We start from the raw sequence: 14,582 nt of genomic DNA on the forward strand, positions 1-14,582 counted from the left end.
CGAGATGGCGAGACCCAAAGGCAGTTTCTCACGTAACTATTTAATTTTTAACAATATTACGGCTATGTAACAGAGTGTAAACGTTTTCATTTTGTTGCCAGGATCACAGACCGCCTCACAACAAACTGATTACATTAGGCTGGCGCCAGCTCAAACGGTGTACAGCATTCCCTACAAAAAACAGATAGAGATCGGAGCATAACAATGAAAAAACTCACGACAGTTGCCACCTTGCTGATGGGACTGATGGCGGGAGCCCAAGCCCAGGCCGATACCCGTATCGGGGTCACCGTCTACAAGTACGACGACAACTTCATGGCCGTGGTGCGCAAGGCCATCGAGAAAGAAGCGGCGGCCACCCCGGGTGTGGAACTGCTGATGAACGACTCCCAGAACGACCAGTCCAAGCAGAACGACCAGATCGACGTACTGCTGGCCAAGGGCGTGAAGGCCCTGGCCATCAACCTGGTTGACCCGGCGGCGGCCCCTGTCGTGATTGAGAAAGCCCGTGCGGACGAGATCCCCGTGGTCTTCTACAACAAGGAACCGAGCGCGGCCGACCTGGCCAGCTATGACAAGGCCTACTACGTGGGCACAGACTCCAAGGAGTCCGGCATCATCCAGGGCCAGCTGATCGCCAAGCACTGGAAAGCGCACCCCGAGTGGGATCTGAACAAGGATGGCGTCATCCAGTTCGTGCTGCTGAAAGGGGAGCCTGGCCACCCGGATGCAGAAGCCCGCACCACCTACGTCGTCAAGACTCTGAACGATGGCGGCATCAAGACCGAGCAGCTGCACATGGATACCGGTATGTGGGATACCGCCATGGCCAAGGACAAGATGGACGCCTGGATCTCCGGTCCGAACGCCAACAAGATCGAAGTGGTCATCGCCAACAACGACGGCATGGCGATGGGCGCCGTGGAGTCCCTGAAGGCCCAGGGCAAGACCGCCATCCCGGTGTTCGGTGTTGACGCCCTGCCGGAAGCCCTGGCCATGGTCAAGAGCGGTGCCATGGCCGGTACCGTGCTGAACGATGCGGCCAACCAGGCCAAGGCCACCTTCGAGCTGACCAAGAACCTGGCCGAAGGCAAGCCGGCCGGTGAAGGCACCAACTGGAAGATCGACAACAAGGTCGTCCGCGTTGCCTACGTGGGCGTAGACAAAGACAACCTGTCCCAATTCGAGTAATTCCTCCCCTCAGGGCAAGGGAGATCCCCTTGCCCTCTTTTCAACCAGATGTGATGGCTGATATGACAACACGGCAACAATCAGAATGGCTGTTGGAGATGATTGACGTCAGTAAGAGCTTTCCTGGCGTCAAGGCACTCGATAATGTCAATTTACGGGTCCGTCCTCATTCTGTGCATGCGTTGATGGGCGAGAATGGCGCAGGGAAGTCCACGCTGCTCAAGTGCCTGTTCGGCATCTACGAGAAGGATCAGGGCAAGATCTTCTTCAAGGGACAGGAGATCAACTTCACCTCGTCCAAAGAGGCGCTGGAGAATGGCGTTTCCATGGTGCACCAGGAGCTGAACCTGGTACTGCAACGCACCGTGATGGACAACATGTGGCTCGGCCGCTATCCCACCAAGGGACTGTTTGTCGACCACGGCAAGATGTATCAGGACACCAAGCATATCTTCGAGGAGCTGGACATCGACATCGACCCCAGGGTCAAGGTCGGCACCCTGTCGGTTTCCCAGATGCAGATGATCGAGATTGCCAAGGCATTCTCCTATGACGCCAAGATCGTCATCATGGACGAACCCACTTCCTCCCTGACCGAGAAAGAGGTCAACCACCTCTTCAAGATCATCAACAAGCTCAAGGAGAAGGGGTGCGGCATCGTCTACATCTCCCACAAGATGGAAGAGATCTTCCAGCTCTGTGACGAGATCACCATATTGCGGGATGGCCAGTGGGTGGCGACCCAGCCCCTCAAGGGCATGACCATGGATCAGATCATCGGCATGATGGTCGGCCGCGAGCTCACCCAGCGCTTCCCGGAAAAAACCAACCAGCCCAAAGAGGTGATCCTCGAGGTCGAGCACCTGACGGCCAAGAACCAGCCTTCCATCAAGGACGTGACCTTCAACCTGCACAAGGGGGAGATCCTCGGCATCGCCGGTCTGGTGGGGGCCAAGCGCACCGACATCGTGGAGACCCTGTTCGGCATCCGCGATCGCAGCGAAGGGACCATCAAGCTGCACGGCAAAGAGGTGGCGAACCACAACGCCCACGAGGCGATCCAGAACGGCTTCGCCCTGGTGACCGAGGAGCGCCGCTCCACCGGGATCTATTCACGCCTCGACATCGCCTTCAACTCCCTGATCGCCAACATGGACAACTACAAGGGATCCATGGGGCTGCTCAGCGACAACAAGATGAAGAGCGATACCCAGTGGGTCATCGACTCCATGCGGGTCAAGACACCGACCCAGCAGACCCAGATCGGCTCCCTCTCCGGTGGCAACCAGCAGAAGGTGATCATCGGTCGCTGGCTGCTGACCCAGCCCGAGATCCTGATGCTGGATGAACCGACCCGGGGTATCGACGTCGGCGCCAAGTTCGAGATCTACCAGCTCATCCTGGAGCTGGCGAAGAAGGACAAGGGCATCGTCATCATCTCCTCCGAAATGCCGGAACTGCTCGGCATCACGGACCGCATCATGGTCATGAGCAATGGCCGGGTCGCGGGGATCGTCAACACCAAAGAAACTGACCAGAGCGAGATCCTGCGCCTGGCATCTCTGTACCTATAAAGACAGGAAGACATTATGGAGTCGGCTAAAAATTTCAATCTGATGCAGGCGCTCAAAGAGAACGGCATCTATGTGGTGTTGCTGGTGTTGCTCATGATCATCGTGATCAAGGAGCCTTCCTTCCTCAGCCTCACCAACCTCAGCAACATCCTGACCCAGTCCTCGGTACGGGTCATCATTGCCCTCGGGGTGGCGGGCATCATCATCACCCAGGGTACTGACCTGTCGGCCGGTCGCCAGGTCGGCCTGGCGGCGCTGATCGCGGCCACCATGCTGCAGGCCCTGACCAACGTCAACAAGGTCTTCCCCACCCTGGGGGAGGTGCCCATTCCGGCGGTGATCCTGCTGGTGTGCGTGGTGGGGGCCCTGATTGGTCTGGTCAACGGCCTGATCGTCGCCTACCTGAACGTGACGCCCTTCATCACCACCCTGGGCACCATGATCATCGTCTACGGTATCAACTCCCTCTATTTCGACTCCGTGGGGGCTTCTCCGGTGGCCGGGTTTGATCCTCGCTTCTCCAACTTTGCGCAGGGCTTCATCCGGATTGGCGGGTTCAAGCTCTCGTACCTGACCTTCTATGCGGCCATCGCCAGCGTCTTCGTCTGGGTGCTGTGGAACAAGACCCGCTTTGGCAAGAACATCTTCGCCATCGGCGGCAACCCGGAAGCGGCCAAGGTGTCCGGCGTCAACGTCGCCGTCAACCTGGTGGTCATCTATGCCCTGGCCGGTGTCTTCTACGCCTTCGGCGGCATGCTGGAAGCGGGGCGGATCGGCAGTGCCACCAACAACCTCGGCTTCATGTACGAGCTGGATGCCATCGCGGCCTGCGTGGTGGGGGGGTTTCGTTTGCCGGCGGTGTGGGAACTGTCGCGGGTGTGATCACCGGCGTACTTATCTTCACGCTGATCAACTATGGTTTGACCTACATCGGTGTCAGCCCTTACTGGCAGTTCATCATCAAGGGCGGCATCATCATCCTGGCGGTAGCCCTGGACTCCATGAAGTACGCCAAGAAGAAGTAAGCATTGGCAGGGAGGGCCGGGTCATCCCGGCCCTTTCTCTTTGGAGGGACCCATACCATGGCATTCAAAGTCAAAATCAACGTGCTGTTGCTGCTCGCCATTCTGGTCACCATCGGTACCGCCTGGTTCAGCGTCAACCATTTCATCAGCGGCTACATCCGCACCCAGGCCACCCAGAACATCAACGAGCAGATCATCCTGGTCAGGGAGAAGCTGGCGGGTGACATCAACCAGAAGGTGCTGCTGGCCGCCAACCTCAACCTCGGGGTGACCAGCGTCAAGAAGGCGCTGCAGGAGACCGGCTTTCACAACATCGTCAAGCTCATTGGCGACATGGCATTCGACGCGAACGGGGTCATCGACGACAAGGCCAGGGTTGACGCCCTGCGCAAGCTGATCCCCGCCGCCAACAACCAGATCACCGTCAGCCCGCTGGAGCAGCTGGACGGCAAACCCGTCATCTCCATCCTGGTGCCGCGCGGTGCAGACTCCGCCTACCTCTACTACCTCGACATGAGTGAGTTCAAGACGCTGCTGACCAAGGTAAGCGGGGAAGGGCGTTACTTCTCCCTCACCGACAGTCAGGGACAGGTGCTCTACAGCAGCAAGCCCCAGGGAGAGAGCGAGAGCCGCCCCAACAAGCTGGATATTCGCGGCAGCGAGTGGACCCTGACCGGTTATGTGGATCTCGACTATATCCGGGCCATGACCCAGGCGCTCAACGGCAAGATCACCCTGGCCCTGCTCGGGGTGGCGGCGCTGGTACTGGCCCTCTCCATGGTGGCCCTCAACCTGGCCTATAGACCCATCCTCTCCTTGCGCGACCTGGTGCAGGAGCTCTCCCAGGGCAATGGGGATCTGACCCGTCGGCTCACGGTGACCAGCAAGGATGATCTCGGCCAGATCTCGGCGGGCATCAACCGTTTCATCGAGCAGTTGCAGGGCATGATGGGGGAGGTGAGACAAGCGAGCGGCCAGCTCAATGAAGGGATATCGGCATTGGCGAGGCAGACGGGGTCAGCCCAGGGCCTGCTGGCCGAGCATGTGCGGGAGACCGAACAGGTGGTCACCGCCATCAACGAGATGAGCCGTACTGCCGTCTCGGTATCGGAGAGCGCGGCCAATACTGCCCAGCTGACCGGCCAGAGCCAGCAACTGGCCAACCAGTCGCGTCAGGTGGTGGATCAGGCCATGGCCAGCGTCACTGCGCTGGTGACGGAGGTGGAGACCACGGCACACTCCATCGAAGCCATGCAGCAGGATGTGCAGCAGATAGGCTCGATTCTCGGGGTCATCGGTGGCATCGCAGAGCAGACCAACTTGCTGGCCCTCAACGCTGCCATCGAGGCAGCCCGGGCTGGTGAGCAGGGGCGGGGGTTTGCGGTGGTGGCGGACGAAGTGCGCTCTCTGGCGGGACGCACCCAGAAGAGTACTGCCGAGATTCAGACCATGCTGACCCGGCTGCAACGGGGCACCCAGACCGTGGTGGCCGCCATGGGCAACACCCGACAGAGCTGCCAGGATGCGGCGGAAAACACCAGCAAGGTGAATGCGTCACTGGATCTGATGGCGGGAGAAGTGGTGGAGATCAACGATCTCATCAGCCATATCGCCACGGCCGCGGAGGAGCAGAGTGCCGTTGCCGAGGAGATCAATCGCAACATGAGTGCCATCGCCGAAGTGATCACCCAGCTCAAGGGGAATGGCGAGCGCACCGTGGACAGCTCGAACGCCATGCAGCGCACCTATGACAGGCTGCGGGAGATAGTGGGGCACTTCCGGCTGGAATAGCGCCGGCTGGGCGAGTCCCGGGTACCCTGGCCAGCAATGCCGTGGCCGGGGTGACCCATCAGCGGGCAGACGTGAAAAATACCCAAAAAAGATGGGGGCGACTTGCGTCGCCCCCGATAGTCTTATCGCTCATATCCTTGAACGAAGTTGCTCCCTGCAATCCCTGACTATACCTCTTCCTTTAGGTTTCCCCTTCCCAATCCTTTGGGGTGTCCTTTAGCCATCATGGCCTGACGAGTCATCCGTTCCCGTCGCACTTTCTCCGTCCTGGGAGGTGTCCTTTACCACATCCTGTGGTGAGTCCATTTGCCCAACCCTGGCAGCCAGTCTTCCTGACCGACTTCATTGCGTCCGTGCAGGAGTAACTATAAGGATTTCGCGCAGGGCGACAATGACATGCTGAAAAACGTTTTATTCAAACTGGTTTCCCGCGAAAGGATAATGAGATTATCTTTTTTAAAATCATGGTTTTAATGATCTCTCATGCTGTTTTTTCACGCGCATCTTCCGACTATGGCGAGAATTTTGTTGGCACTTTACTTACGCAGTCGATGGCGAATATCTCACAAGGCGTTTAACTGCGGTTCAGAATCCGGGGAGACCGGTCAGTGTCGATCGCAGATGAGGGTGGAGGAGGGCAACGGGCATGATGCAGGTGGCGTGGTCCGGATCCCATTCAGGAGATAAAGGAGGGAAAGCGGGGGTGACCCAAGAGGAGATCGCCTCCCCTTGGGCGAGAGGGTCAGGGGTGCTGGCTGCCACCGTACCATTGGCATAGGTAGGCGGGTACCAGCATCTGGGGTGCCTGGTCAACGTGACAGACCACCAGCGGCATGGCGGGGGCTCCCTGAGCATGCACCAGGGCCGGTGTCATGGGCAGGACCAGGGCGACGAGCAGAAACAGCGACGGGATCTTCATGGTTATCTCCTTGGTGACGGGAACGAATGTGACAAGCATCACTTTTTGAGTTAAGGCGAACCCGAAATCGGCGCAAGGTGACTGAAAAAATTCAACTAATGAAAAAACTTTGAATCCCGGTTGCACTCCGGTCGGTGAAAAAGGCGCCATCAGGATGCGTGCAAAATGCATATCCATATAAAAGAGATAGTGCACACGACTTGGCGATGAGGCTCGCCATCTGGCCCGGGCAGGCCGCCATGATCTGGGACAAGAGATGGATTATTCAGCGATAAAGGAGCAGGTGATTATTTATGTGGGAGCAAACGGGATGACAAGCGAGGATAAATTCAAAGGTGGGTGAAGTTTATTCAAAAAATGAGCGATTTGATTTTAATATAATGATTTATTTGATGTTTTTTATTGGCGGCTATCCATTTATGGATATCATGGATGAATGAAATTGCGTTCTTTGTGGAATATATTGGGGCTTTATTGCGTATTTATGCCGGATGGAGGGTGAGGGAAATGTCAGATATGTAAACTCCATCATAAATTAACTTCTGAATTTATGCAGTCTCGGGCGAATGTGATCAATGTCCAAGTTTGGTGGAGTTGCCAGACCTAATCTCTGCGTCGAAAGGCAAGGGCAGGATAGAACACAAGCCGAGTACCCTACATAAAGAATATCCCGCCTTAGCCACGAGCCTGAATAGAAGGAATCTATTCAATCACTCGCAGGGACCACTGCTAGACGGAATATCATCATGAGCAAATTTTATGTGGGTTCTGAAGTTGGCCAGTTGCGCCGTGTCATGTTGCACCGCCCCAACCTCAGTCTGAAGCGTCTGACCCCTTCCAACTGCCAGGATCTGCTGTTTGACGACGTCCTGTCCGTGGAACGTGCCGGTCAGGAGCACGACAAATTCGCTCAGGTACTGCGCGATCAGAATGTCGAAGTCTTCCTCCTGACCAATCTGCTGGCGGAAACCCTGGACGTGCCGGAAGCCAAAGCCTGGCTGCTGCAACACCAGGTCTCCGACTATCGCCTCGGCACTGCCCTGGCCAACGACGTGCGCTGCTTCCTGGCGGACATGCCTCACCGCGAGCTGGCCCGCATCCTCTCCGGCGGCCTCACCTACTCCGAGATGCCCTACAGCGGCGTCAACATGGTGGTCGGCATGCATGCCCCGACCGATTTCATCATCGAACCGCTGCCCAACCACCTCTTCACCCGCGACACCTCCTGCTGGGTCTATGGCGGTGTCTCCATCAACCCCATGGCCAAGGCCGCCCGTCGTCGCGAGACCAACCACGTGAAGGCCATCTACCGCTGGCACCCGCAGTTTGCCGGTCAGGAGTTCATCAAGTACTTCGGTGACGAGGAGCGCGACTACGACAACTCCACCATCGAAGGGGGCGACGTCCTGGTCATCGGCCGTGGCGCCGTGCTCATCGGCATGTCCGAGCGCACCACGCCACAAGGGGTGGAGCACCTGGCCCGCAGCCTGTTCAAGCACGGTCAGGCGAAACAGGTCATCGCCATGGAGCTGCCGAAACACCGCAGTTGCATGCACCTCGACACCGTCATGACCCACATGGATGTCGACACCTTCTCCGTCTATCCGGAAGTCATCCGCAAGGATGTGAACTGCTGGAGCCTGACCCCGGGCGGTGCCACCGGGATGAACATCAAGGAAGAGGGTTACTTCGTGACCGCCATCGAGAAAGCGCTGGGGGTGGATCAGCTCAGGCTCATCACCACCGGCGGCGACAGCTTCGAGGCCGAGCGGGAGCAGTGGAACGACGCCAACAACGTGCTGACCGTGCGCCCCGGCGTGGTGGTGGGTTACGAGCGCAACACCTACACCAACGAGAAGTACGACAAGGCCGGCATCACTGTGCTGCCCATCCCGGGTGAAGAGCTGGGACGTGGTCGCGGCGGCGCCCGCTGCATGAGCTGCCCGATGGAACGTGACGGCATCTGACAAGACGGCGTGGCGCCGGCAGAGGCTGGCGCCACACACACCCGAATTCGAGAGTAACACCCATGAAAAAACCAACTGTCGTCGTCGCCCTGGGGGGCAATGCCCTGCTCCGCCGCGGTGAACCTCTGGAAGCCGACATCCAGCGCAAGAACATCGCCACCGCCGCCAAGACCATCGCCCGCATCGCCGAGGATTACAACGTGGTGCTGGTGCACGGCAACGGCCCGCAAGTCGGCCTGCTGGCCCTGCAGAACAGCGCCTACACCAAGGTCTCCCCCTATCCCCTGGATGTGCTGGGTGCCGAGTCCCAGGGCATGATCGGCTACATGCTGATCCAGGAATTGAAGAACCTGATGCCGAGCCGCAACGTCACCGCGCTGCTGACCCAGGTGCAGGTTGATCCCCAGGATCCGGCGTTTGCCAACCCGACCAAGTTTATCGGCCCGGTTTATGAAGAAGTGGAGGCCCGCGCCCTGGCTGCCGAGAAGCAGTGGTCGGTCAAGGCAGACGGCAAGTTCTTCCGCCGCGTGGTGCCGTCCCCGCTGCCCCAGCGCATCGTCGAAGGCGACGCCATCGAAACCCTGATCGCCCAGGGTCACCTCATCATCTGTACCGGTGGTGGTGGCATCCCGGTGACCTGGGATGGCCAGAGCCTGACCGGCATCGAGGCCGTCATCGACAAGGACATGTCTGCCGCCTACCTGGCCAAGCAGATCAAGGCCGACGCCCTGCTGATCCTGACCGACGCCGATGCAGTGTATCTGGATTGGGGCAAGCCGACCCAGCGTCCGCTGCGGGTCACCAGCCCGGACGAGCTGGCTGGCGTCAAGTTCGATGCCGGCTCCATGGGGCCCAAGGTCGAAGCCTCCTGTGAATTCGTCAAGGCGACCGGCGGCATGGTCGGCATCGGCTCCCTGGAAGATGGCCTCGCCATCCTCAAGGGGGAAGCCGGCACCAACATCGTCGCCACCCATACCGTCAATGCCTGAGCCAAGGCTCTGGTCTGAACAACTGCGTAGTCAATAACACTGCCAAATTGGTCTGAACAAATATAGAGAGAACTCATCATGGCTTTTAATCTGCGTAACCGTAACTTCCTGAAACTGCTGGACTTCACCCCGCGCGAAATCCAATACATGATCGATCTGGCCATCGACCTGAAGAAAGCCAAATACGGTGGCTATGAGCGCAAACACCTGACCGGCAAAAACATTGCCCTGATTTTCGAGAAGACCTCCACCCGCACCCGTTGTGCGTTTGAAGTGGCGGCCTTCGACCAGGGCGCCCAGGTCTCCTACCTCGGCCCGAGCGGTTCCCAAATCGGTCACAAGGAGTCCATGAAGGACACCGCCCGGGTGCTGGGCCGCATGTATGACGGCATCGAATACCGCGGCTACGGCCAGGAGATCGTGGAAGAGCTGGGGGCCCACGCCGGTGTGCCGGTCTGGAACGGCCTGACCAACGAATTCCACCCGACCCAGATCCTGGCGGACTTCATGACCATGCTGGAGCACGGCAAGGGCAAACGCCTGGATCAGATCAAGTTCGCCTACCTGGGTGACGCCCGCAACAACATGGGCAACTCCCTGATGGTGGGTGCCGCCAAGATGGGCATGGACATCCGTCTGGTGGCGCCGAAAGCCTTCTGGCCGGAAGAGGAGCTGGTTGCCACCTGCCGCCTCATCGCCGAAGAGACCGGTGCGCGCATCCACCTGACCGAAGACGTGAAAGAGGGTGTGCTGGGTGCCGACTTCCTCTACACCGACGTCTGGGTCTCCATGGGTGAAGCGAAGGAAGCCTGGGATCAACGGGTCAAACTGATGACCCCGTATCAGGTCAACATGGATGTCATCAACGCGACCAAGAACCCGGATGTGAAGTTCATGCACTGCCTGCCGGCGTTCCACAACGACGAGACCACCATGGGCAAGGAAGTGGCCGACAAATATGGCATGAAGGGCCTGGAAGTGACCGAGGACGTGTTCGAATCCGAGCACAGCATCGTGTTCGACGAGGCGGAAAACCGGATGCACACCATCAAGGCAGTGATGGTGGCTACGCTGGGCGACTGACGTCGTCAGTGGTGCCGGGGGGTGACCCCCGGCTTTTCAACCATGTGACAGCGGCATAATACCTCCAACCCTACGACCCGCAGCCTGCATGGATACCACACCCACAGAAGGAAGCTGGACCATGACCAAATTCAAGTTCCCGTCAGCCTACACGATACTGTTTGTGCTGATCGCCCTGGTGGCCGCCCTGAGCTGGATAGTGCCGGCCGGCAAATACGAGATGACCATGAACGAGGCCCTCGGCAAGGAAGTGCCGGTGGCCGGTACCTACAAACTGGTGGATGCCAATCCCCAGGGGATCGTCGACGTGCTGCTGGCACCCATCGACGGTCTCTACAACCACGACACCTACGAGGCTGGCGCCATCGACGTCTCCCTCTTCATCCTGATCATCGGTGGCTTCCTTGGCATAGTGACCAAGACCGGCGCCATCGATGCCGGTATCGAGCGCGTCACCGATCGCCTGCGTGGCCGTGAAGAGTGGATGATCCCCATCCTGATGGCGCTGTTCGCCGCAGGGGGCACCATCTACGGCATGGCGGAAGAGTCTCTGCCGTTCTACACCCTGCTGGTGCCGGTGATGATGGCGGCCCGCTTCGACCCCGTGGTCGCCGCCGCGACCGTGCTGCTGGGGGCCGGTATCGGTACCCTGGGCTCCACCATCAACCCGTTCGCCACCGTGATCGCCGCCAACGCGGCCGGCATCTCCTTCACCGACGGCATCTGGCTGCGGGTTGCCATGCTGGTGGCCGGCTGGCTGATCTGCGTGGCCTATGTGATGCGTTACGCCAAGATGGTGCGAAGCGATCCCAGCAAGTCCCTGGTGGCCGACAAGTGGGAAGAGAACCGTGCCCACTTCCTTGGCAACAAGAGCGACCAGATGCTGGAGTTCACCACCACCCGCAAGATCGTGCTGGGCATCTTCGTCGCCGCCTTCGCCGTGATGATCTACGGGGTGGCCGTGCTGGGCTGGTGGATGGCGCAGATCTCCGGCGTCTTCCTGGCTGCCGCCATCATCGTCGGTGTCATCTCCCGCATGAGCGAAGAAGAGCTGACCTCCAACTTTATCGACGGTGCTCGTGACCTGCTCGGCGTGGCCCTCATCATCGGTATCGCCCGCGGTATCGTGGTAGTGATGGACAACGGCATGATCACCCACACCATTTTGCACAGTGCAGAGGGGATAGTGACCGGCCTCTCCACCATCGTCTTCATCAACGTGATGTTCGTGCTGGAAGTGGTGCTCTCCTTCCTGGTGCCCTCTTCCTCCGGTCTGGCGGTGCTGACCATGCCGATCATGGCGCCGCTCGCCGACTTCGCCAACGTGGGCCGCGAGCTGGTGGTCACCGCCTATCAGTCCGCCTCCGGCCTGGTGAACCTGGTGACCCCGACCTCCGCCGTGGTCATGGGGGGGCTGGCCATTGCCAAGGTGCCCTATGTGCGCTGGCTGAAGTGGGTGGCCCCGCTGCTCGGCATGCTGACCGTGCTGATCGTGCTCTGCCTGAGCCTGGGCGCCGTGCTGGCATGAATGCCGACAGACATAGGGACAACAACGGGAGCCTGGGGCTCCCGTTTTTGATGGCTGGCAAGGCGGGGCGCCCGGCCTCTCCCGTGGCCTGGCTCCTTGCCGCGCGGGCAACAAAAAGGCGACCCCGGGGTCGCCTTCTGGCATCCAGCAGGGGTCAGCGGGCGTTTTCCAGGGTGCGCACCACGGCGGCGTGAGCCTGGCGGGTTCGGCTGATGTGGCGCGGGGCGATCAGTACCACGTCGTTGCCGGCCACGGCCCCCAGGATCTCGGGATTGGCGTTGCGATCCAGCAGGCGAGCCACCACGGTAGCGGCCCCCGGGGTGGTATGCACCAGCACCATCTGCTGGTTGTGGACCACGGCGCGCACCATGTCGTGGATGGAGCGGGTGCTGCCGGCGGGCTCCAGCTGCTCGTCCACCAGGGTGTAGACCTTCTTGCCGTTGGCGTTCTGGGCCTTGGCGACCCCGAGACGGCGCAGCAGGCGGGAGATGGTGGACTGGCTGATGTCCGCAAAACCGCGGGCGGAGAGCTCGCGGCGGATCTCCTCCTGGGTGCTGTAACAGTGCTGGCCGATGATCTGGCGGCAGGCGTCGAGCTGGGCCAGGTCGGACTCTGGTTCTGCTGGGCGGCTGAGGGTGTTGACCATGGCGACTTCCTTTGGCGATGAGCGATGGCGGTCTCGCCCAGTCTGTCGTTCCGGCTTTTCATAGCGAAAAACACTAATGAGGAGCACTCAAGCAGGGGATGAGCGAGGTATATCCATTACGGGATGGCAAATTATAACCAAAGGGGGAATAAGTGATGTGACAGGGTTCAAAAATGGGCCCGATGGGGCCCACATGGATATCCTTTGTCGGCAGGAAATCAGTAGCGTTCGCTGACGATGTCCTGGGTGAAGGACTTCTCGCAGTATTTGCACTTCATCCGCACCGCCCCTTTCACCTCGCGCACCCGGAAGTAGCTCTCCACCGGTTCGTTGTGGGAGATGCAGTTGGAGTTGGGGCAGTGGAAGACCCCTTCGATGAACTCCGGCAGCGCCAGCTGGTGCTTCTTCACCACCACGAAGTCTTCGATGATGTTGACGGTCGCCTTGGGGGCGAACAGGGCGAGCTGGTTGGCCTGCTGCTCGGTCAGACGGGTGTTCTCGATCTTGATGAGATCCTTCTTGCCGAGGGCGCCGGATTTGAGGTTGAAGCCGACGGTGATCCGCTCCTGGGTCTCGATCAGCTGGAACAGCTTGAGGATCTTGATGCCCTGGCCGGCGGGGACGTGGTCGATGACGGAGCCGTGACGGATGGCTTCGACTTGCAGTTGGTTCTTCTCGGACATGATGTTCCCCTTTCCCTTAGACGGTTTCGTTCAGTACCAGTGCCAGCAGTGCCTGGCGGGCATAGACCCCGTTCTCCGCCTGCTGGAAGTAGTAGGCGTGGGGGGTCTTGTCGACGGCGACCTCGATCTCGTCAACCCGGGGCAGGGGATGGAGGATCTTCATGGTGGGCTTGGCCCCTTCCAGGGTCGCCAGCTCCAGCACGAACTTGGCGGCCATGTGCTTGTACTCGGTCTCGTCGAAGCGCTCCTTCTGGACGCGGGTCATGTAGAGGATGTCGAGCTCCGGCATCACCTCTTCCATGGTCTCGTGCACGCTGAAGCGGATGCCCTTCTCTTCCAGCTCCTCGCAGAGGTAGTCCGGCATGGCCAGCGCCTCCGGGGAGATGAAGAAGAAGCGGCAGTTGAACAGGCTCAGGGCCTGGGCCAGGGAGTGGACGGTGCGGCCGTACTTCAGGTCACCGACGAAGGCGACGTTGAGGCCGTCCAGCTTGCCTTGGGTCTCGTGGATGGAGAAAAGGTCGAGCAGGGTCTGGGTGGGATGCTGGTTGGAGCCGTCACCGCCGTTGATGACCGGCACCCGGGAGAACTCGGAGGCCAGACGGGCTGCCCCTTCCTTCGGGTGGCGCATCACCACCGCATCGGTGTAGGAGCTGATGATCTTGATGGAGTCGGCCAGAGTCTCGCCCTTCTTGGCGCTGGTGTTGCCGCCGTCGGCGAAGCCGATGATGTTGCCGCCCAGGCGCTGGACCGCGGTCTCGAAGGAGAGACGGGTGCGGGTGGAGGCTTCGAAGAAGCAACTGGCGACCAGCTTGTCTTTCAGCAGGCGGCTGTCGGGTTCGGCCTTCAACCGCTGTGCGGTGGCGACCACCAGTTCCATGTCGGACCGGGTCAGATCCGAGATGGAGATGACGTGTTTGTTATAGAGTGGATTGGTCATCGTCTGCATTCCCTTTGGCATCAATGAAGGTTTTTCCGGCACAAAAAAAAGCCCCTGAAACAGGGGCTCTTTTCAAAAAAAACGGGGGATCTGTGGGACGGGAACCGGAAACAACGGGGCCGCTCTGGTGCGCTCCACCCGTCTGCAAGGCTGCTTTTTTCATCAAAAACGGCATTGTCCTGTCCCGACCTTTTTCAAAACCGCACCGATTATAGGGCTGGTTTTTGAATTGTCAAAAATTTATTTCAG

General features: G+C 59.5%; 11 protein-coding genes and 1 pseudogene. 8 read left to right on the top strand and 4 right to left on the bottom strand.

What is annotated here, in order from left to right; all coding sequences use genetic code 11:
* Positions 1 to 204 precede the first annotated feature (204 nt).
* The 4 genes and pseudogenes from mglB to AB7E19_RS16360 all read left to right on the top strand — a co-directional run bounded on the left by mglB (position 205) and on the right by AB7E19_RS16360 (position 5,581).
* Positions 205 to 1,191 carry a galactose/glucose ABC transporter substrate-binding protein MglB gene (gene mglB, locus AB7E19_RS16345; RefSeq protein WP_010676016.1) on the top strand — a complete coding sequence of 329 codons (987 nt, stop codon included), beginning with the start codon at positions 205 to 207 and terminating at the stop codon, positions 1,189 to 1,191.
* Positions 1,192 to 1,244: 53 nt separating this feature from the next.
* Positions 1,245 to 2,765: a galactose/methyl galactoside ABC transporter ATP-binding protein MglA gene (gene mglA, locus AB7E19_RS16350; RefSeq protein ID WP_010676015.1), complete on the top strand. Its 1,521-nt coding sequence runs from the start codon at positions 1,245 to 1,247 to the stop codon at positions 2,763 to 2,765.
* Positions 2,766 to 2,780: 15 nt separating this feature from the next.
* Positions 2,781 to 3,790 (top strand): annotated as a pseudogene (gene mglC / locus AB7E19_RS16355) (galactose/methyl galactoside ABC transporter permease MglC).
* A gap of 57 nt (positions 3,791 to 3,847) precedes the next feature.
* Positions 3,848 to 5,581, top strand: coding sequence for a methyl-accepting chemotaxis protein (locus AB7E19_RS16360; protein WP_427935948.1), 1,734 nt, complete (start codon positions 3,848 to 3,850; stop codon positions 5,579 to 5,581).
* A 742-nt stretch (positions 5,582 to 6,323) separates the two neighbouring features.
* Here AB7E19_RS16360 and AB7E19_RS16365 read toward each other — a convergent pair.
* The gene (locus AB7E19_RS16365) at positions 6,324 to 6,500 is read right to left on the bottom strand and encodes a hypothetical protein (protein WP_010676012.1); all 177 of its coding nucleotides are present in this window, start codon (positions 6,498 to 6,500) and stop codon (positions 6,324 to 6,326) included.
* Positions 6,501 to 7,246: 746 nt separating this feature from the next.
* Here AB7E19_RS16365 and arcA point away from each other — a divergent pair.
* The 4 genes from arcA (at position 7,247) to AB7E19_RS16385 (ending at position 12,067) form a co-directional block, all read left to right on the top strand.
* Positions 7,247 to 8,467, top strand: coding sequence for an arginine deiminase (gene arcA / locus AB7E19_RS16370; protein ID WP_010676011.1), 1,221 nt, complete (start codon positions 7,247 to 7,249; stop codon positions 8,465 to 8,467).
* Between the two features lie 62 nt (positions 8,468 to 8,529).
* Positions 8,530 to 9,456, top strand: a complete 927-nt coding sequence (locus AB7E19_RS16375; protein WP_104454938.1) for a carbamate kinase — start codon at positions 8,530 to 8,532, stop codon at positions 9,454 to 9,456.
* Positions 9,457 to 9,534: 78 nt separating this feature from the next.
* Positions 9,535 to 10,539 carry an ornithine carbamoyltransferase gene (gene argF / locus AB7E19_RS16380; protein WP_041211943.1) on the top strand — a complete coding sequence of 335 codons (1,005 nt, stop codon included), beginning with the start codon at positions 9,535 to 9,537 and terminating at the stop codon, positions 10,537 to 10,539.
* A gap of 121 nt (positions 10,540 to 10,660) precedes the next feature.
* The gene (locus tag AB7E19_RS16385; protein WP_010676008.1) at positions 10,661 to 12,067 is read left to right on the top strand and encodes a YfcC family protein; all 1,407 of its coding nucleotides are present in this window, start codon (positions 10,661 to 10,663) and stop codon (positions 12,065 to 12,067) included.
* Between the two features lie 154 nt (positions 12,068 to 12,221).
* On the opposite strand, the gene AB7E19_RS16390 is transcribed toward AB7E19_RS16385, so the two are convergent.
* From AB7E19_RS16390 to pyrB, 3 genes are all read right to left on the bottom strand, one after another.
* Positions 12,222 to 12,713 (bottom strand): arginine repressor, encoded by a 492-nt coding sequence (locus AB7E19_RS16390; protein ID WP_039039633.1) that lies wholly within the window; start codon positions 12,711 to 12,713, stop codon positions 12,222 to 12,224.
* 218 nt (positions 12,714 to 12,931) lie between these two features.
* The gene (gene pyrI / locus AB7E19_RS16395; RefSeq protein ID WP_010676006.1) at positions 12,932 to 13,396 is read right to left on the bottom strand and encodes an aspartate carbamoyltransferase regulatory subunit; all 465 of its coding nucleotides are present in this window, start codon (positions 13,394 to 13,396) and stop codon (positions 12,932 to 12,934) included.
* A gap of 16 nt (positions 13,397 to 13,412) precedes the next feature.
* On the bottom strand, positions 13,413 to 14,333 hold the full coding sequence (pyrB, locus tag AB7E19_RS16400) for an aspartate carbamoyltransferase (RefSeq protein WP_010676005.1): 921 nt from the start codon (positions 14,331 to 14,333) through the stop codon (positions 13,413 to 13,415).
* Positions 14,334 to 14,582: the final 249 nt, after the last annotated feature.

Origin of the sequence: Aeromonas sp. (genome assembly GCF_050252055.1) — a bacterium.
GTDB lineage: Bacteria > Pseudomonadota > Gammaproteobacteria > Enterobacterales > Aeromonadaceae > Aeromonas > Aeromonas caviae.

Bases quoted from the DNA above. Each gene is read 5' to 3' on its own strand.
- mglB (WP_010676016.1), top strand. From the start codon at position 205: ATGAAAAAACTCACGACAGTTGCCACCTTGCTGATGGGACTGATGGCG.
- mglA (WP_010676015.1), top strand. From the start codon at position 1,245: ATGGCTGATATGACAACACGGCAACAATCAGAATGGCTGTTGGAGATG.
- AB7E19_RS16360 (WP_427935948.1), top strand. From the start codon at position 3,848: ATGGCATTCAAAGTCAAAATCAACGTGCTGTTGCTGCTCGCCATTCTG.
- AB7E19_RS16365 (WP_010676012.1), bottom strand. From the start codon at position 6,500: ATGAAGATCCCGTCGCTGTTTCTGCTCGTCGCCCTGGTCCTGCCCATG.
- arcA (WP_010676011.1), top strand. From the start codon at position 7,247: ATGAGCAAATTTTATGTGGGTTCTGAAGTTGGCCAGTTGCGCCGTGTC.
- AB7E19_RS16375 (WP_104454938.1), top strand. From the start codon at position 8,530: ATGAAAAAACCAACTGTCGTCGTCGCCCTGGGGGGCAATGCCCTGCTC.
- argF (WP_041211943.1), top strand. From the start codon at position 9,535: ATGGCTTTTAATCTGCGTAACCGTAACTTCCTGAAACTGCTGGACTTC.
- AB7E19_RS16385 (WP_010676008.1), top strand. From the start codon at position 10,661: ATGACCAAATTCAAGTTCCCGTCAGCCTACACGATACTGTTTGTGCTG.
- AB7E19_RS16390 (WP_039039633.1), bottom strand. From the start codon at position 12,713: ATGGTCAACACCCTCAGCCGCCCAGCAGAACCAGAGTCCGACCTGGCC.
- pyrI (WP_010676006.1), bottom strand. From the start codon at position 13,396: ATGTCCGAGAAGAACCAACTGCAAGTCGAAGCCATCCGTCACGGCTCC.
- pyrB (WP_010676005.1), bottom strand. From the start codon at position 14,333: ATGACCAATCCACTCTATAACAAACACGTCATCTCCATCTCGGATCTG.